The sequence below is a fragment of the Ruminiclostridium josui JCM 17888 genome (assembly GCF_000526495.1).
Classification (GTDB): Bacteria; Bacillota; Clostridia; order Acetivibrionales; family DSM-1351; genus Ruminiclostridium; species Ruminiclostridium josui.
The window spans coordinates 1,489,185-1,508,573 of sequence record NZ_JAGE01000001.1 but is presented as its reverse complement, the minus strand read 5'-3'; the positions used below and the strand labels follow the sequence as shown (position 1 = coordinate 1,508,573).

Here is a 19,389-nt window from a genome sequence, read left to right as displayed (position 1 = left end):
TACATACTTAATTTACTTATTAATATATTTTTCAGTAAAATCTTTAACCTTTGCAATATAGCCATCGGGGTCTGTATCTAATGCGGCTCCGTGACCGGCACCGGGAACGATGAAAAGTTCTTTTTCACTGCGGCATGCCTCGAACAACTCATTTACCATACTGGTAGGAACGAATTCATCATTCCCTCCATGAATAAAAAGTGTGGGAGTCTTGCTATTTTTAACCTGTTGGAGAGCTGATGCTTCCTCAAAGGTAAACCCAGCCTTTATTTTGGTAATAATGCTTGTGACATTAAGCAGAGGAAAAGATGGAAGGTGATACATTCTCTTCATTTGATATGAAAGTTCATCTTTTACCGACGTATAAGCACAGTCAGAAACAATAGCCTTTACATTGGAGGGGAGGTTTTCACCGCTAGTCATGAGAACCGCAGCTCCTCCCATGGAAACTCCATGAAGAACTATCTTAGTATCAGGGCCTGATTTTTTAATAACAAAATTAATCCATTCTAAATAATCCTTCCTATCCACCCAGCCAAATCCTATGTAATTTCCTTCGCTGTTGCCATGCCCCCTATCGTCAGGCATAAGAACGTTATAGCCCAACATATTATACAGTTTGGCATATAAGCCCATCCATAGACCTTTTGAAGAATAACCGTGAGACAATATAACTGTATTCATAGAAGGAGATTCAGCACTAAGATAATATCCCTTTAGTTTTAATCCGTCGTAAGATACAATATCAACTGTCTCATAGGATTGCTTGCTAAGCCAGTCTATGTCATCGGTGAATTCAGATGGCGCTTTTTTTATTTCAATTTCATTGTTTACCATAACGGACTTTTTAGTGGCTATGTATTCGGCTAAAAATGCTTTTTTTGTACGGGCAACGGATAGATCATAAAAATAGAAACCGGCAGCCAAAACTACAGCAAAAGCTATTAATATAACTATAATGCTTGTTTTTACAAAATATTTCATAGATATCTCCCACTATATCTTCACTAATTAATCAGATAAATTTATTACAAAGTGATTTAAATTATGACTTGCAAAATACTTCTGAAAGCATAGAAAAAATATAAATCTTAGTATACATAATTATATCTGAAAATGCCCAAACAGTGCAATAAACATACCTTTCCAGTTATCACAAAGTAATGCAGTACTATTGACAATATATTCCTAAAGAATTATACTGAGTATATAGTCAATGAGTTAATACTCAATTAAAATGGAAGTGGTTAAGTGAAAGAAAATAAAAGACAGCTACAAAAGAATTCAACAAGAAAAAGGATAATTGAAGCAGCGGTTAATGAGTTTGCTGTAAATGGTCTGACAACAACACGTACTGCAGACATTGCCAGAAAAGCAGGTGTATCCCATGGAACAATATTTGCACATTTTCATACACAGGAAGAACTCTTGACAGCGGTTATAGAAGACGTAGGAGAGAGAATTAACACACGTCTCCATGAGATTGCCGGGGGTCAAAAGGGTTTTAGTTTGGCGCTTAAAGCTCACATAGAAGTACTGATGGAATTTGAGCCCTTTTATACAAGACTGGTAATAGAAAACAGATTGCTGCCGAAAGAGGCCAGAGATACTTTATTAATGCTTCAGTCAACTGTATCCTTTCATCTTAGTCAGGCAATTCAAAAGGAAGTTGAGGAAGGAAGTATTAAAAAACTTCCGGAGGATATGGTTTTTAACGGGTGGATTGGACTTGTCCACTACTATATGGCCAACAGTGACCTATTCTCACCGGAGGGTACTGTTTTAAAAAAATGTGGTGAAAAAATGATTAAATTTTACCTTGATATGGTAACTTGCAAAAATAAAAGAGAGGATGATTAAAAATGAAAAAATGTATAGCATGTGGAATGCCTATGCAAGAAATTTCGGATTACGCATTAGGTGATGAGTCAAAAGATTATTGCAAATTTTGTGCAAGGCCTGATGGTACTATGCAGTCATATGAAGAGAAATTAGATTCTTTGACAAATTTTATAATCAAAACACAGGGATTGGATAAAATGGCTGCCAATTCTGCAGCAGAAGCTATGATGAAGAAACTTCCTGCGTGGAAGAACATATAGTTTATTCAAATATTCATATTTTTTTCATACATATTTAATTTTGATACGATATAATATAAGTAGATTTATTTTTGTCCGACAACTTAAGGACGGTATAGGTAACTAACCTATCGAATACAAAGGAGAGTTCAATTAAGTATGATAATGAAAAAAACCGCAACTATCAGTTCTTTAAACGGTCTGGAGCAATTATTTAAGGGAGAAGATGTCAATAGTCTTAAAAAGAGTTATTTTGAGATGCAGCATTTGTACCAATCAGCTATACGTGAGATAAGTACAAAATTAGAAATTCTGGATGATGAGTTCCAGGTTATACATAAAAGAAATCCCATACATCATATGCAAAGCCGTATAAAGTCCATAAAAAGTATTTTTGGAAAGCTAAGCAGAAAAGGACACGAAATAAGTCTAGAGTCGGCTAAAGCAAACCTTAATGATATTGCGGGAATCAGAGTTGTGTGTTATTACATTGATGATATATACATGATAGCAAAATTGCTTACACAGCAGGATGATATTGTTTTGCTTCGTGTAACAGATTATATACAGAATCCAAAGGAGAATGGTTACCGAAGCTTGCATTTGGTTGTATCTATACCGGTGTTTTTCTCTGACAGAAAAGAATTAGTACCTGTAGAGATACAAATAAGAACAATGGCAATGGATTTCTGGGCTAGTTTGGAGCATCAGTTAAGATATAAAACCAATGACACTGTACCCCTATCTGTTGCACAGGAACTTCAGGAATGTGCAGATACCATTGCCAAAACTGATCTTAAAATGCAAAGTATTTATAAATCAATAGAAGAATTAAATAAGGATGATTTATAAAAAAGATACTATCTTAGATTAAAGCAGCTCACATAGGCTGCTTTATTATTTTTAGAAAGAGCAGTATTCAGGGCTGGAGTATACTTTGGGTAATTGGAAAATAATTCTGCTTGTTTACCTATTATGTTACCATAAATTATATAAAATAAATGATTTAGTGTTTTTTTGACAAAAAATAAACTTACCTAAACTTTGGTTTGCTCATATATGACTAAAGTACTTGATAAAATGCCTTGGGTGAAGTATGATAGAATTATACAAATTAATGAGTATTCTGATATTTTTAGCTTTTTTTGAATACTCTAATAATTTCCACGGATTATATTATGTAATTTTGGTGCCTGATTCAAAGTAAAGACAAAAGACTTAAAATTATTGTAATACAAGTTTAAATTGTGGGGGTAAGCATATGAAAATAAACGCTATCGGTAAGAAAGTCACATCATTTCTTTCTTCAGTTATATCGACAATGATATCAAGCGTAAAAAAATTGCTAAAGAAAAGGCCGGGAGGGAAAGCTGGTAAAGCCGGCAAAGCTGAAAAAGTAGGTAGAGTTGGAAAACCCAGTAGAGCTATAGGTAGCATGTTTTCCGGGAAATCTATATTCCTGCGAAGGTTCAAGATAAAAAATAGATTAATAATGTCTTTCAATTTACTTTTAGTGGTTATGCTGTTGGTTACAGGTATATTTTCTTATACGAGTTCAACCAATACAATTGACAGCAATGTTAAAACGTATTCTTTAGAGACAATTAAGCAAACGGGTGTGGTACTAAATAATCAAATAAAAAGTATGGAAGGCCACATAAATGATATTGGTATGAGTACAGTAGTACAAAATTTACTTAACAACTATTATACGTCAGGTGATGACTATGACAGGATAGTAAAAGACAGAGAATTGGGTACAATTTTAGGAAACAAGTTTACCCTTTTCCCAGATGTGTTGAACTGTACTTTTATATATGGTGATGACTTTTCGAAATCACAGATATATACAACTAACAGTCTAGAAGTAATTAAAGAAAAAGCAATAAAACAGGTGGAGACCAAGCAGAAGTGGGCTGATATCGAAGTTTCTGACACTTTAAATACCAGCATATACATGGGATTTGTAGGTAGTGTAAAATCAACTACCTTTGGTAAAGAGATTGCAAAGGTAATTCTGATACCTAAACCAAATTTCCTTGTATCCAGCTATAAAGATATGGATACAGGAAAAGATGACAAAGGTAAGAACTTTCCAATTTTAATTGTAGATTCAAACGGTAAAATCATATCTTCCAGAGCAGAAGATAAGTATCCTGTAAATAATGCAAATGATGACTCCAAAAAACTAGCTGCTGGCATCACCAAGGCTGCAAATGGAGATGTAAAAGCAGGACATATTGATTTAAAGATTGGCGGAAGTAAAAGTTTAATTACGTATACAAAGCTAGGAAGTAAAGATTGGTATCTTGCATCAGTTGTACCTTATTCATATTTAAACAAAGAAGCGAACAGTCTTAGAAACAAGACAGTAATAATTGGAATTATTTGCTTCTTGATAGCTATACTTCTGTGTATTGTAATAGCAAGAAGTGTTTCAACACCGTTGGAAAAGGTCACAGCTGCTATGAAAAAAGCAAAAGAAGGCGATTTGACAGGCACTATAAATGACAATGAAAACGATGAAATATCAGATGTATGTCATAACTTTAATGAAATGATAACCAATATAAACAAGCTTGTAGCAAGCGTAAGAACTTCCTCTCAAGGCGTACTTAACTCCGCACAGAAGATAGCGACTGCCTCTGAAGCGGCTTATAGTTCTTCAGAACAAGTAGCTCTAACAATAGAGCAAATTGCAAAGGGTTCTACAGATCAGGCAGAAGAGATAAATGAAAGTGTAAGTTACATGGACAAGCTGGCTCAAGGAATTGAATATGTTGGAGAGGATGTGGCTAAGGTTACATCAATTGCACGTGAAATCAGCGGGCTGAACGAAACTGCAACTGCTACTATCAAGGAACTTAACACTAAGTCAAGCCAGGTAAGTAATACTACAGCTAAAGTTTCAGAAAATATTAATGATTTAAGTTCCAGCATGAAGGAAATACAAAAAATACTAAAAATGATGGTCAATATATCTGAGCAAACAAACCTTCTGTCACTTAATGCCGCTATTGAAGCTGCACGTGCAGGTGAGGCAGGTAAAGGTTTTGCGGTTGTAGCAAACGAAGTTAAAAAACTTGCTGACCAGTCAAAAGAGTTTACCGGAAGTATCAACAGTATTATTGCGGATATTGAGAAAAAAACAAACGATACTGTGCAGGAGGTATTTAAATCAAATGAAGTTGTCAGTGAACAGATACTTGCAGTAAATAATACTCAGGAATTGTTTAAAACTGTTTTCAGTGCTATGGATGAAGTTATAGAAAATATTGAAAGAACTGAAAAATCCGTTGAGAATATAATGGTTTCAAAGGAAAAAGTAATGGAAGCTATGGAAAATATTTCTGCAGTGGCTGAAGAATCGGCAGCTACTACTGAAGAAATCTCAGCCAGCACCCAGGAGCAGATGGCATCAGCAGAGGATTTGGCAAATCATGCTAGGACTCTTAATGATCTGTCAGTTGATTTAAGAAGCCAGATTTCTAAATTCAAGACAGAGTAAATTTAAAGTTTATAACTTAAAAGGGTCAATCACATAAGTGGTTGACCCTTTGTTAATGAGAGGATAAAATTCTTAATTGTCTTACTTGCTGAGATGAAAGTAAGAGTATTATTTGATTTTATATAATAAAATAAGGTAAAAATACAGAAACTACTATTATATAAAAAAATAACAAGGAGTTTTATATGAAGAAAAATATTAAAATATACGTAATAGCCCTTGCAGTTTCTGTACTTTTCGGATATGGAGTTACTAATTATATTCACATAAATCAGAATTCTACACAGCAAAAAAATAAAGAGATTCAGACTGTTAACAGTACTCCGCTAAAAGGTTTTTCTATTTGCATTGACCCAGGACATGGCAAAGTTTCAAAACCAAATAAGAAAACTGAGCCCATAGCTCCCGGAGTTGAAATTCAAAAAGCTGCAATTGCAAGTGGTACAATGGGAGTTGCTACAGGAGTATCGGAAGCAAGTCTTAACCTTACGGTAGCTAAAAAGCTTAGAAAATCCTTGGAGCAAAATGGAGCAAAAGTAGTCATGGTTAGGGAAACTGAGGAATGTGACCTCACAAATGTAGAACGTGCAGAATTCTGGAATTCCGCGAAAGTGGACCTTACTATACGTATACATGGGAATGGTACAAATGACAGCAGTGTGTCTGGAGTACTAATGATGATACCCGGGAATAAGTATATAAAGGATACAGAGCTTCTGGAAAACAGTAGAAAAGCAGGGGAACTTGTTCTGGCAGGAGTAATAGATTACACAAAAGCCAAATCAAGAGGTATCCAAGAGACATCAGAATTGACAGGGTTTAATTGGTCAAAGGTACCTGTAATTCTTCTAGAAATGGGATTTATGACTAACCCAGAGGAAGATAAGCTTCTTAATACTGAAGAATATCAGAACAAAATGGTAACTGGTATAACAGAGGGACTTATTAAATATGTAAAGGAGAAATAAAGACATATTTTTTTGTTTTACAAATATTATATATTTTTGTACAATTATACTTATGGGTATGGGGAATTTTTTATCCCAGATGTAAAAGGAGTGAAGATATGTTTTGTACCGATGGGTCAAATGCAAAAGACTTTATTGAAAATGATATAGAACTTCTTAAAAATGAATACGAGGAATATTATGATACCCTGTTGCAAGCTGAACTCAGCCCTGTTAACATAATAATATGTTCCTCGCTTACAAACGATAAACATAGTGTATTTGAGAAAATTTTATTATTATATGAAAATAAAATAGTTGTTTTAAAAAAAGTAAACGGGAGAATTTCAAAATACTCCATTGAATATAACGATATCAATTACATAGTTATAGAAGGCCTTCCCAAGCCTGTTTGTCTGAATATTTACTATAAGGAGGAAGGCAGGGAAAGGATATTCTTTGATTCTTTTGCAGAAGAAATTATTAACCGAATTGTAAAGGAAGTTCGGGAGTTTATAACAAAGGGGAGAACCTCTGAAGAAGTAGCTAAATTGAGTGAATACGCTAGCTATGAACCTGAATATATAGGCAAAGTTTTAACAACTGAAGCATTATTTAAGCACCAAATATCTGTATTAGAACTCTATCAAAGGAGAGTCTATGACAGATACTGGTCAATATTCAGGAAAATCATTACTCAAACTCACTATTCGATTGTAAGTAATAATGAGATAGTAGTTTTTAAGGAAAAGTATGAACCAATGGACGATAAGGATATCTGCGGAGATTTAATATTTATACCTTTAAATTCAGTAAAAAGTGTGTCTCTTGAATCCACAGATAAAGGAATGTTAATGAAATATATGTTTTCCACAAAGAAAACCTTTGAGTTATTTTATCAAAATGAGAAGACAGATGAACTTCTTAAGGCAATGTCATATATAAATGGAGTAATTTAAGCTTGACTGGATTTAAGAGTTAAAATACAATCAGTTTAATAATTAAAATTTTCATTTGAGAGGTGTGTAATGGGGTTCAAATCTGAAATAATACAAGATGTTATTAATGATTTTGAGGTTGACAGAGAAAATATGCTGCGTATAGCAACACTGTTTAAGGAAACTATGGAAAAAAGCCTGAAAGGCGAAAAAACCTGCCTTAAAATGCTTCCTTCATATATTGGAAAACCTACCGGAAAAGAACAAGGCACTTTTATGACCATAGACATGGGTGGTACTAACTTTAGATGTACAAAGTATAAGATAAGCAACGGAAATTTTGAAAAAGTGTCTGAAATAAAAGAGAAGCTCATAAATAAAGAAAAAAATTATGACCTTACAAAGTCAGATTCCGATGAAAAGCAGCTCTTCGGATTTATGGCGGAATGTATAGGCAAGTTGATTGAACCTGATGAAACTTTGTATCTTGGGAATACATTTTCATTCCCATGCAGGCAGGAAGGAATAAATGATGCTTATCTTATTCAGTGGACCAAAGAAATAACAACCTCTGGAGTTGAGGGTCAGAATATAAATAAGCTGCTGGAACAGGCATTGAAGGCAAAAAACATAAATGTTAAGCCGGTTGCAATACTGAATGATACTGTAGGTACCTTGCTGGTTGCCATGTATAGTTATCAGACAGCAGATATTGGCTCCATTATGGGGACAGGTCATAATACATGTTATCTGGAAAATAACCACCCTCTTAATGGTCAAAAGATGATTGTAAATATTGAATCTGGTAACTACAATGTGGGACTTCCTGTAACAAAGTATGATGAGATAATAGATAAAAACAGTCAGATACCAGGAGCACAGTTGCTTGAAAAAATGGTTTCAGGTTACTATATGGGAAGTCTCTTAAAAGAGGTTTGTCAGGATTTATATAAAAACAAAGCAATCTTTACTTCGGAAGGTGTCGATACAGATGCATTCTTTAATCAGAGTTTTAATGCACTGATGGTTGAGAACTTTATTCTGTATCCAGCTAATACAAAGGAACAATATAAATGTACATTGGAAGATGCAGAGGTAATAAAGAAGATATCTGAGGCTATACTAAAAAGAACAGTTAGGCTTGTGGCGGTGTCCCATATGGGAATATTGTTCCATCAGGAAAACAGTGGCACTTCTGTAAAAAATAAGCATGTAATTGCAATAGATGGAACTATTTATGAAAAAATGCCTAATGCTCCTAAGCTAATGGAGGAAGCATTTAAAGAAGCCCTTGGTGAAGATGCTTCTAATATTGAAATAAAGCTGGTAAAGGACGGTTCAGGGTTAGGTGCTGCAATAGCTGCTGCCTTTGCAGTAACACAATAATTCATATCAATTTGAGAATTTTAAAGTAGCTGCTCAAAGCCAATAAGAAAACAGGTTTGGACGGCTATTTTTTTGTACACAATAGCAGTATTGACTTAAAGTTTACTTTAAGGTGTAGAATTCAGTTATTGCTTTAATAAATCAGGAGGATGATTTAATGAGAAGAATTAGCATTGGAAACGGAGCACTTACTGCTTCTGAAATATCTTTAGGTTGCATGAGAATAAGCGAGATGTCTAAAAAAGATGCGGCCAACCTTATTAATACGGCTTTGGAAGAGGGAATAGATTTTTTTGACCATGCTGATATCTATGGCGGCGGAAAATCAGAAGAAATGTTTGCACAGGCAGTTGATATGCGACCAGGCATAAGGGAGAAGTTTATAATTCAGACTAAATGTGGCATAAGGCAAGGGTATTTTGATTTTTCCAAGGAGCATATTCTAGAAGCTGTTGACGGAAGCCTAAAACGTTTGCAGACTGACTATATAGATGTTCTGCTACTACACCGTCCAGATGCACTTGTTGAACCAGAAGAGGTTGCTGAGGCCTTTTCAATTCTTCAAAGTAGTGGAAAAGTAAGAAACTTTGGAGTAAGCAATCAGAACCCCATGCAGATTGAGCTGCTGAAGAAATATCTTAATCAGAAAATTATTATCAATCAGTTACAGCTTAGTATTACAAATACTGGAATGATAGATTCGGGAATTAATGTAAATATGAAAGTGGAAGGCTCTATTGACAGAGATGGGAGTATACTGGACTATTGCAGGCTCAATGACATTACAATCCAACCATGGTCACCTTTCCAGTTCGGTTTTTTTGAGGGAGTATTTCTGAATAATGAGAAATTTCCTGAACTTAATAAAAAAATTGATGAATTGGCAGAGAAAAAAGGCGTTGCAAATACAGCGATAGCTATTGCATGGCTTTTGAGGCATCCGGCCAAAATGCAGCCCATTGTAGGTACAACCAATGTATCCCGACTCAAGGACATTTGCAAGGCATCTACAATTGAGCTTACAAGGCAGGAGTGGTATGAGATATACTTAGCGGCAGGGAATAAGCTCCCATAAAACTAAACAATAATAAATATAAGTGAAACAGCTGTTGCAGTATCGGCAACAGCTGTTTTAGCTTATGGCTTTATTCTGCCTTCATCTATCATTTTTGCAAAAAGTTCTTTGTTGTACAAAACGCTGGAGTCTGACGGCCTGTACTTTGCAGCAGCTTCATTATGTTCATAGGCCTTTTGCATATCCCCTATATTGTAGTAACATACGCATAGCTGTAAATGTGGATACCAGGTGTAATATGCCATATATATAAAGCTCCACCTGTCAGGATCAGGAACTTGTTGTGCTGCAAGCTCATACCAGAAAATAGCCGTTTTGTACTGTCGTCTCTTATGGAAATTATATCCAATACGGCAGCAAGCTTCTGCCCGCGGTGGTGCAAAATTAAATGATTGAAATAAAGCCGTTAGCTCATTATCTTTATCATTTAAATATCTATAGCAGTCACCTTTGAATATACAGGCAAAAATCTTGTCTTCTACCCAGCCCTCTTTCAATGCAAGATTTTGGTTATAACTATCTATAGCTTCTTGGTACCGGCCGTTTTCCCTTAGCTCGTTTCCGTAATAGAAGTAGTCTCTGGCACTAAAGACATCCCCACGCTGTTTTTTTGTTTCAAATATGGATACGGTACGCCCTACTGAATGACGTATCTTTTTATGTGTTATTGCTATTTCTGAATTAATAATTTTTCCGCTGACTTGTATATAGTTATGGCAATCTCCATACCATCGAAAATTTTTCTCTCGCTTAACAAGACGATTACGTCTATATCTTAAAGTGACGTTACCAAATTCGTCCGTTCCGGCATCATAGTACATTGATACTGAGTCTACGGAGGGGTCAAGAGTTTCCTTCAGCTCTTTAAATTTCACCTGATCAGCCTCTAAGATTACATCATCTGCATCCAGGTATAGGATATAGTCCTTTGTTGCATACTTATATGACTCATTCCGTGCATCCGCAAAGCTGTTGGTCCAGGGAAAATCAAAAATGCGGTCGGTATATCTGGAGGCTATTTCCTTTGTCTTGTCGGTTGAACCTGTGTCAACGATGTTAATTTCATCTACTATATCTTTTACTGTGTCCAGACATCGTGCAAGGGTTTCTTCCTCATTTTTTACAATCATACACAGACTAATACTTATCATTTTTCAATCCTTTCCAATATGTTTACAATATTATATTCAGTTAAACCAATATATTGTCTATTTGTTTTATGGTGTAATAAGTAAAAGATTAGGATACCCCAAAGGGTATCCTAACGCAAAAATACAACACTATGGGAATACAATAGCATTAATATCACTATTGTCTGCTGTAGCTGCAGAAATCAACGTAGCTGTTGTTACAAAAACTCTTACAGAATAAGTGATGTTACCTGCAGCCGGTGCAGTATCCACCTGTGTGCTTGCCAATTGCATAGATTGAGTTCCAACTTGTAATACAGAATTGCTGAATGTTCTGGTATCAATAAGTGTAGAATCTCTGTACAATCTGATTTCAAAATCAAAAACTCCTATAGCTGATGCAGTTGCATTTATAGTTGTGGTATAGTCAACTTTAATTTCTTCTCCACCTGTTGTAGCTGGAACTATTACCGATACCAAGGTTATTTCGTTACCTGACGGTAAAAGGGATACCGGACCAGATGATTCATTAAAGAACAAAGCTGGTGTAGGTCCGGTTGGTCCAGTAGGTCCAGTAACACCGGTAGCACCAGTAGGTCCAGTAGCGCCTGTTGCACCGGTCGGTCCAGTAACACCCGTAGCGCCTGTTGCACCAGTAGGTCCGGTAGCGCCAGTCGCGCCGGTAGCACCTGTTGCACCAGTAGGTCCCGTAGCGCCTGTTGCACCAGTAGGTCCGGTAGCGCCTGTTGCACCGGTAGGTCCAGTAGCGCCAGTAGGTCCTGTTGCGCCGGTTGGTCCGGTAGCACCCGTGGCACCAGTAGCACCCGTGGCACCAGTAGCACCCGTCGCGCCGGTAGCACCCGTAGCACCGGTTGGTCCTGTTGCACCTGTAGCGCCAGTAGCACCCGTAGCACCGGTCGGTCCAGTAGCACCAGTAGGTCCTGTTGCACCAGTAGGTCCTGTTACGCCAGTAGCGCCGGTTGGTCCGGTAGCACCCGTAGCACCGGTAGGTCCAGTAGCGCCAGTAGGTCCTGTTGCGCCGGTTGGTCCGGTAGCACCCGTGGCACCAGTAGCACCCGTGGCACCGGTAGCACCTGTGGCACCAGTAGCACCGGTCGGTCCAGTAGCACCCGTAGCGCCTGTTGCACCAGTAGGTCCGGTAGCACCAGTGGCACCGGTCGGCCCAGTAGGTCCAGTCGGCCCAGTAGGTCCGGTCGGCCCAGTAGGTCCGGTAGCGCCAGTCGGTCCGGTAGCGCCAGTCGCGCCGGTAGCACCTGTTGCACCAGTAGGTCCGGTAGCGCCTGTTGCACCGGTCGGTCCAGTAGCACCCGTAGCGCCTGTTGCACCAGTAGGTCCGGTAGCACCAGTAGGTCCGGTAGCACCTGTAGCACCAGTAGGTCCGGTAGCGCCAGTCGCGCCGGTAGCACCAGTAGCGCCTGTTGCACCAGTAGGTCCGGTAGCACCCGTAGCACCGGTAGGTCCAGTAGCGCCAGTAGGTCCTGTTGCGCCGGTTGGTCCGGTAGCACCCGTGGCACCAGTAGCACCCGTGGCACCAGTAGCACCCGTCGCGCCGGTAGCACCCGTCGGCCCTGTGGCACCGGTAGCACCTGTGGCACCAGTAGCACCGGTCGGTCCAGTAGCACCCGTAGCGCCTGTTGCACCAGTAGGTCCGGTAGCACCAGTGGCACCGGTCGGCCCAGTAGGTCCAGTCGGCCCAGTAGGTCCGGTCGGCCCAGTAGGTCCAGTCGGCCCAGTAGGTCCTGTTACGCCAGTAGCACCCGTTGGTCCGGTAGCACCCGTAGCACCGGTTGGTCCTGTAGCGCCTGTAGCGCCGGTTGGTCCTGTAGCGCCTGTAGCGCCGGTAGGTCCGGTAGCACCAGTAGCGCCGGTCGGTCCAGTAGCACCAGTAGCACCCGTAGCACCAGTGGCACCGGTCGGCCCAGTAGGTCCAGTCGGCCCAGTAGGTCCGGTCGGCCCAGTAGGTTCTGTAGAAGACATCAAAGATACGTCATCTACAGCTACATTAGTGGTATTTGGTTCGCCCTGTTTACTTATAGATACAATCGCAAGCACTGTTCCGGCTGGTGCAGGGGTTGTTGTACCAGTGAATTCTTGCCAGTTATTAAGCGTAGCATCAGGAAGGGTACCTTGCGGGATACTAATGACGAGACCAAGTCCCAAATAATTAAAGTTAGCATCAAAATAAGCTATTGTAATAGTAGTAAGTGGATTTGGCAATGCTCCTACTTTCGCTAGAAAAGCGGAGAATTCGTAAGGCTGAGTAAAATCGCCTTCAATTATCTGATAAATAGTAGAGGTTACACCTCCATCAAGCAGCTCAGCAGAAAAAGTACCTGAATGACTGAAGTCGGAAGTTACTACTGCACTGAACAAATTCCAGGGAGGAAAAGTTCCTGTTTCGAAACCGCCATTTATAATAACATTAGTAGCCATTTTTAATTTTGTCACCTCCTTAAAAGTCTTGATGATAGACATACTTTAAATATTTAGTATGCTACGTTACAGTATATGGGTATATAGCAGAATTTGTTCCTTATGTTAACAAAAAACATTAAAAAGTGACGTTATGTGTAATATGTATTTAGCATATAAATAGTAATAGATATATTTATAATACTTGAGGTATTTATGGAAGATAAAAATGCAAAACTGGTTATATTTTCAAAGGGTGATGATAAATTCATTGAGGATATAGCTAATAAACTTTCAGCGTATTACGAGATTAAGAGAATAACTATCAATATGCTGCACATGGAAAAGTTGGAAGAATGGATGAAATGGGCTGATATTTGCTGGTTTGAATGGTGTGACGAACTATTAGTATATGCCAGCAGACTTGATATTGCAAAGGAAAAGAAAATAATTTGCAGACTTCACAGTTATGAGGCATTTACAAATTATCCGGCAAGGGTTAATTGGGCTTGTGTAGATAGCCTCATATTCGTATCAGAAACAATACGTAGATACGCTATTAATACTTTCGGAATAGATGAAAAAATTACAACGGTTATACCAAATGGAGTAGATTTAGCACATTTCAACTTTGAAAATAGAAACCAAGGATTTAATATCGCTTATGCGGGATATATTAATTACAAAAAAGGACCAATGTTGCTTCTACAGGTCTTTAAAGCACTATATGATAGTGATAATCGGTATAAGTTTTACATTGCCGGTCAGTTTCAAGACCCTAGGTATTCATTGTACTTCAAACAAATGGTAGCTGAGTTTGGATTAGAAAAGAACTATTATTTTGAAGGCTGGCAAAAGAATCTGGATAAATGGTTGGAAGATAAAAATTACATATTATGCACTAGCGTACTAGAATCACAGAATATGAGCGTAATGCAAGCAATGGCTAAAGGTATAAAGCCGGTTATACATAACTTTGTAGGTGCATCAGAGATTTATCCTAATAAATATTTGTGGAACACGATTAGTGAGGCTGTTTTTACAATTAGAGATAATGAATATAATTCTGGTGAATACAGGGATTTTGTTGTTGATAATTATTCACTAGATATGCAGCTTAAATCAACAGTATCATTACTAGAAAATATTTCAATAAAAATTAAAAAGCAAGTAAATCAAAATCAAAAATTAAGGCGTGAATTTTCAGAGAAGGAGGATAATTCCACCTTTGAGTATATACATGACAAGATGAATGAGTTTATCTCCTATGAAACTAATGATTTCGACTCTTTTGATTTTACTACTGCTAAAGCAATCATAGGTAAAAGAGAAAGATTTAACAGATATGAATTAATTGAGTTTATTTTAAATAATAGTCAGAATAAAAAATTGATTATAAATAGTATCTGGTATGACTTGTACAATAAAGAGTATATACTCCCTGAGCAGATTAGAAACAGCAAAAATTCTGATGAAATTCTATTAATAGCAAGTGATATTATAAAAAAAGATGTTGTGTATAAGAACAATATTGCAGGTTTTATATCTGACCCGGAAATTAAAGCAGATGTGGAGCAGAATTATCTTGCATATATGTGGGAAAGAGGAATACCGGCTTCACAATTTCTCCCCATAAATGTGTATCTTAGAATTGCCGAGAGGTATACTTTTGCCGCAGGTTACATGAATAAAGAAAGCAGAGTGCTTGAGGCTCCATGTGGTTTTGGCTACGGAGCCGCATACTTTTCAAGGATATGCAGAAGCGTGGAGGCAATAGATATAGCAGAGGATAATATAAGATTTGCAAATCAGGCATACAGACAGTCAAACATACATTGGAATAGAGGGGATGTCACTTGTTTGCCTTATGATACCGGGGAATTTGATATATATGTATCATTTGAAGTATTTGAACATTTACCTGCTGAAATGACAATTAAGTATGTAGAAGAAGCCTATAGGGTTTTGAAAAAATCGGGAAAATTTATTATATCTACACCAAACAAGGCAATGAGAAGAAATGTTCATAATCCTTTTCATATAAAAGAATATGAATTTGAAGAATTCAGCACAATATTGAACAAGGTATTTGATTCGGTAGAATTCTATTCAGTAGAGAAATTTAAGGTAGAAAAAGGAATGAAGAAAACTGCAAACAACATGATTGCAGTTTGTGAAAAATAGGGAGGAGGTTGTTGCAAATTAGTTTTTTACTAACCTGTGTGCGAGTATAAATTGTATCAATAGAAGCTTGGTTATAGATATTTGCAGATGTTTACCGGCGAAGCAAGGATATTTTACCGGAAAAATTACACGATGTAATTTTTAGCGATACTATGAATCAAGGACGATGAATGTGAGCGACGGTAAAATATCCAAGGATGAGCCGATATAAACTCTTGCAAATATCTTGGAAGCAATCATTGATACAATTTATACTCTAAGTACTGGTTAAGAAAGAAAAGAAATAATTTAGCAATAACCTAGTATATCATGAAAACCCTGTTTTATTTAATTGACTTTTTTAGTTCACTGACATAATCATATAGAGGTTTTGCAGCATCATTGCCGTATTCTTCGATGATTTTTACAATTGCACTTCCAACAATAATTCCATCAGCATATTTAGAAATATCTGATGCCTGCTGTGGTGTGGAAATACCAAAGCCTACAGCTACAGGTACTTTTGTTACAGACCTTATAGAGGATACAATTGACTTAAGGTCTGTTTTTATTTCATTTCGTACACCTGTAACTCCCTTTGAGGATACACAGTACACAAAGCCCTTTGCGCAGGAAGCTAACTTGTTAATACGTTCTTCGGAGGTAGGAGCTATTAATGATATTATGTCGATATTATATTTATCACTAAAAGGCATTAGCTCTCCTTTTTCCTCAAATGGAATATCAGGAATTATAACACCGTCAATACCATACTCACTGCATTGTCTGAAAAAATGATCATAACCGTAGGTGAATACGGAATTCAAATAGGTTAGAAAAACAAGGGGAACCTGAGTCTTTTGTCTTATTCTTTTAACTGTTTCAAAAACCTTATCCATTGTTGTTCCGTTAGAGAGAGCCCTTACGTTTGCTCTTTGAATAACTTCACCTTCTGCAATAGGGTCTGAAAAGGGAATGCCTATTTCTATAAGGTCAGCACCTGCCTTTACCATTTCCATAACAAATTCCTCAGTCTTTTCTAATGACGGATCACCTGCCGTAAGAAAGCCTATAAATGACTTGCCATTTTTAAATGCATTACTGATTTTACTCATTTATATTCACCCCCATATATTTTGCAATAGCGGCAACATCCTTGTCTCCTCTTCCTGACAGACATATGACTATTATTTTGTCTTTTTCCATTTTAGGTGCAATTTTCATTGCATGGGCAACTGCGTGGGAACTTTCAATTGCCGGAATGATTCCTTCGGTTCGAGACAGATATTCAAAGGCTGCAACTGCCTCAGCATCGGTTACTGGAACATACTTGGCGCGGTTTGTGTCATGAAGTGATGCATGTTCAGGGCCTATGCCGGGGTAATCCAGTCCTGCCGAGATAGAGTATACAGGAGCAATTTGACCGTACTCATCCTGACAGAAATATGATTTCATACCGTGGAAAATTCCAAGCTGCCCTTTGGCTATGGTGGCTGCGTGGAATTCGGTATCCACACCTTTGCCGGCAGCTTCACACCCTATTAGTTCAACTGATTTGTCTCCTATAAAGTCATAAAAAAGTCCCATAGCATTACTACCGCCGCCAACACAAGCCATTGCAACATCAGGGAGCCGGCCTTCTTTTTCTAGAATTTGCTCTCTTACTTCCTTACCGATAACACTCTGGAAATCTCTTACAATCATAGGAAATGGATGAGGTCCCATAACGGAGCCCAGAATATAGGCGGTGTCCTCCATTCTTGAAGCCCATTCACGAAATGTCTCATTAACTGCATCTTTAAGAGTTTGTGTCCCGCTTGTAACCGGATGAACTTTCGCACCCAAAAGCTCCATTCTGAAAACATTTAAAGCTTGACGCTTAGTATCCTCCAAACCCATAAAGATTTCACATTCCAGACCCATAAGAGCAGCAACAGTTGCGGTAGCAACACCGTGCTGTCCGGCACCTGTCTCGGCTATTACACGCTTTTTACCCATTTTCTTTGCCAGAAGCACTTGCCCCAGAACATTGTTTATTTTGTGGGAGCCTGTATGATTTAAATCTTCACGTTTTAGATATATTTTTGCACCGCCCAAATCCTCTGTCATTTTTTTTGCAAAATAGAGGAGGGAGGGTCTTCCTGCATACTCTTTTAATAAGGTGTCAAGTTCTCTATTAAAATCAAAATCATTCTTATAGTAGTTATAACTTTCCTCAAGCTCATTAATAGTGTTCATTAGAATTTCAGGGACATATTGTCCCCCATGCTTTCCATACCTACCTTTTAGCATTTATTTCACACTCCTTACCAAATTTACTATATTCAAAATTTTGTTTCTATCCTTAAATGAATCTGTTTCCACGCTGCTACTGACATCCAGGCAGAAGGGCTTTATTTTTTTTATTGCCATCTCTGCATTTTCGGCTGATATTCCTCCCGCCAGAAAGAAAGGTTTTACCATATCAGAAATCAGCCCCCAGTCAAATGTTTGACCAGTTCCTCCGTAAGCATTACTTGAGTATGTGTCCAGAAGCAAATAGTCACAGGGAAGTGAGCAAGCGGTTTTTACTGATTCACTATCTTTTACTCTTACAGCCTTTATAATTGGGTTATTTATTTTCTGGCGTAATGATTCTATATAATCGAAACTTTCGTCTCCGTGAAGCTGAACAATATCAATAATACCGTTTTTGCATAATGAGGTTATTTTATCTAAATCCTCATTTACAAAAACCCCAACAGGAGTGATACTTGAATCCAGAAGTTTTCTAAGCTGTTCTGCAGTTTTAGCAGTTAGCTGTCTTTTGCTTTTTGCAAAAACAAAACCTATAAAATCCGGAAGAGCCTCATTTACATATTCGATATCCTGCAGCCTTGTTAAGCCGCAAATTTTTATTTTCGCAGACATAAAAACTCCTCCTATATGAAATAACTTAGTTTTTTACAGAACCCCGCAGCTTTGCTAGTTCAGCTGCTGTATCACCACTTCTCATAAGGGTTTCACCAATCAGAACAGCATTTGCTCCTATTTGTCGGAGTACTGAAATATCCTGAGCAGTGCGAATTCCGCTTTCTGATACAAAGCTTATACTAGCAGGTACAAGTTTTCTAAGGCGTACACTGTTTGATATATCAACTTCGAAGGTTTTTAGATTCCTGTTATTTACCCCAATTATCCTGCTACCTGCTTCAATAGCACTTTTAACTTCTGTTTCATCATGGGCTTCCACAAGACAGGACAGTCCAAGGCTATCAGCAATCTTTATATACTCTTTCAAAGTATCAGTATCCAGTAATGCACAAATGAGTAGTATACAGTCTGCACCGATTAAAGCCGCTTCATAAATCTGATACGAATCAATGGTGAAATCTTTTCTAAGAACCGGAATACTTACTGTTTTTTTAACATTTTTCAAGTATTCGTCACTGCCAAGGAAAAATTCAGGTTCTGTCAAAACCGAGATTGCTCCTGCCCCGGCTGCTTCATAATCTTTGGCAATATCAATATAAGGAAAATTCTCAGAAATAAGCCCTTTTGAAGGAGAGGCTTTTTTTATCTCGCAAATAAAGGTAAGTTCACTATTTTTCACTGCCTTTTCAAAAGAAAAAGGATTCTTGTTTACTAATTTGAGAGCTTCAGATTTTACATAATCAAATGGCACTTGCTTTTTGAGATTTTCAACACGTATTTTTGTACTATTAGCAATTCTATCCAGAATCATAATT

The 19,389-nt window shown here is 37.7% G+C and carries 16 protein-coding genes; 9 read left to right on the top strand and 7 right to left on the bottom strand.

What is annotated here, in order from left to right; all coding sequences use genetic code 11:
• Window positions 1–12 precede the first annotated feature (12 nt).
• Window positions 13–984, bottom strand: a complete 972-nt coding sequence (locus K412_RS0107150) for an alpha/beta hydrolase (protein WP_024832465.1) — start codon at window positions 982–984, stop codon at window positions 13–15.
• A 267-nt stretch (window positions 985–1,251) separates the two neighbouring features.
• Here K412_RS0107150 and K412_RS0107145 point away from each other — a divergent pair, with 267 nt between their 5' ends.
• The 8 genes from K412_RS0107145 (at window position 1,252) to K412_RS0107110 (ending at window position 9,935) form a co-directional block, all read left to right on the top strand.
• On the top strand, window positions 1,252–1,860 hold the full coding sequence (locus tag K412_RS0107145; RefSeq protein ID WP_024832464.1) for a TetR/AcrR family transcriptional regulator: 609 nt from the start codon (window positions 1,252–1,254) through the stop codon (window positions 1,858–1,860).
• A 2-nt stretch (window positions 1,861–1,862) separates the two neighbouring features.
• Window positions 1,863–2,102, top strand: a complete 240-nt coding sequence (locus K412_RS0107140) for a zinc ribbon domain-containing protein (RefSeq protein ID WP_024832463.1) — start codon at window positions 1,863–1,865, stop codon at window positions 2,100–2,102.
• Window positions 2,103–2,240: 138 nt separating this feature from the next.
• Entirely contained in the window at window positions 2,241–2,933 is a 693-nt protein-coding gene (locus K412_RS0107135; protein ID WP_024832462.1) for a GTP pyrophosphokinase, read from the top strand.
• Window positions 2,934–3,342: 409 nt separating this feature from the next.
• Complete coding sequence (locus K412_RS0107130; RefSeq protein WP_024832461.1) at window positions 3,343–5,589, top strand: methyl-accepting chemotaxis protein; 2,247 nt, start codon at window positions 3,343–3,345, stop codon at window positions 5,587–5,589.
• A gap of 185 nt (window positions 5,590–5,774) precedes the next feature.
• The gene (locus K412_RS0107125) at window positions 5,775–6,557 is read left to right on the top strand and encodes an N-acetylmuramoyl-L-alanine amidase family protein (RefSeq protein ID WP_024832460.1); all 783 of its coding nucleotides are present in this window, start codon (window positions 5,775–5,777) and stop codon (window positions 6,555–6,557) included.
• 98 nt (window positions 6,558–6,655) lie between these two features.
• The gene (locus K412_RS20580) at window positions 6,656–7,495 is read left to right on the top strand and encodes a hypothetical protein (protein WP_034847285.1); all 840 of its coding nucleotides are present in this window, start codon (window positions 6,656–6,658) and stop codon (window positions 7,493–7,495) included.
• A 69-nt stretch (window positions 7,496–7,564) separates the two neighbouring features.
• Window positions 7,565–8,860, top strand: coding sequence for a hexokinase family protein (locus tag K412_RS0107115; protein WP_024832459.1), 1,296 nt, complete (start codon window positions 7,565–7,567; stop codon window positions 8,858–8,860).
• A 157-nt stretch (window positions 8,861–9,017) separates the two neighbouring features.
• The gene (locus K412_RS0107110; protein WP_024832458.1) at window positions 9,018–9,935 is read left to right on the top strand and encodes an aldo/keto reductase; all 918 of its coding nucleotides are present in this window, start codon (window positions 9,018–9,020) and stop codon (window positions 9,933–9,935) included.
• Window positions 9,936–9,997: 62 nt separating this feature from the next.
• Here the strand turns inward: K412_RS0107110 and K412_RS0107105 are convergent, their stop codons facing one another.
• Window positions 9,998–11,086 carry a glycosyltransferase gene (locus tag K412_RS0107105; protein WP_024832457.1) on the bottom strand — a complete coding sequence of 363 codons (1,089 nt, stop codon included), beginning with the start codon at window positions 11,084–11,086 and terminating at the stop codon, window positions 9,998–10,000.
• Between the two features lie 129 nt (window positions 11,087–11,215).
• Entirely contained in the window at window positions 11,216–13,519 is a 2,304-nt protein-coding gene (locus K412_RS0107100; RefSeq protein WP_024832456.1) for an NTTRR-F1 domain, read from the bottom strand.
• A 195-nt stretch (window positions 13,520–13,714) separates the two neighbouring features.
• On the opposite strand from K412_RS0107100, the gene K412_RS0107095 reads away from it, so the two are divergent.
• Entirely contained in the window at window positions 13,715–15,682 is a 1,968-nt protein-coding gene (locus K412_RS0107095; protein WP_024832455.1) for a methyltransferase domain-containing protein, read from the top strand.
• Between the two features lie 323 nt (window positions 15,683–16,005).
• On the opposite strand, the gene trpA is transcribed toward K412_RS0107095, so the two are convergent.
• From trpA to trpC, 4 genes are read right to left on the bottom strand one after another with little or no spacing between them, the layout of a single operon-like run.
• On the bottom strand, window positions 16,006–16,776 hold the full coding sequence (gene trpA, locus K412_RS0107090; protein WP_024832454.1) for a tryptophan synthase subunit alpha: 771 nt from the start codon (window positions 16,774–16,776) through the stop codon (window positions 16,006–16,008).
• Entirely contained in the window at window positions 16,769–17,953 is a 1,185-nt protein-coding gene (gene trpB, locus K412_RS0107085) for a tryptophan synthase subunit beta (RefSeq protein WP_024832453.1), read from the bottom strand. The genes trpA and trpB overlap by 8 nt, the downstream gene beginning before the upstream one ends.
• Window positions 17,954–18,571: a phosphoribosylanthranilate isomerase gene (locus tag K412_RS0107080; protein WP_024832452.1), complete on the bottom strand. Its 618-nt coding sequence runs from the start codon at window positions 18,569–18,571 to the stop codon at window positions 17,954–17,956.
• A 25-nt stretch (window positions 18,572–18,596) separates the two neighbouring features.
• Window positions 18,597–19,385: an indole-3-glycerol phosphate synthase TrpC gene (trpC, locus tag K412_RS0107075; RefSeq protein WP_024832451.1), complete on the bottom strand. Its 789-nt coding sequence runs from the start codon at window positions 19,383–19,385 to the stop codon at window positions 18,597–18,599.
• Window positions 19,386–19,389: the final 4 nt, after the last annotated feature.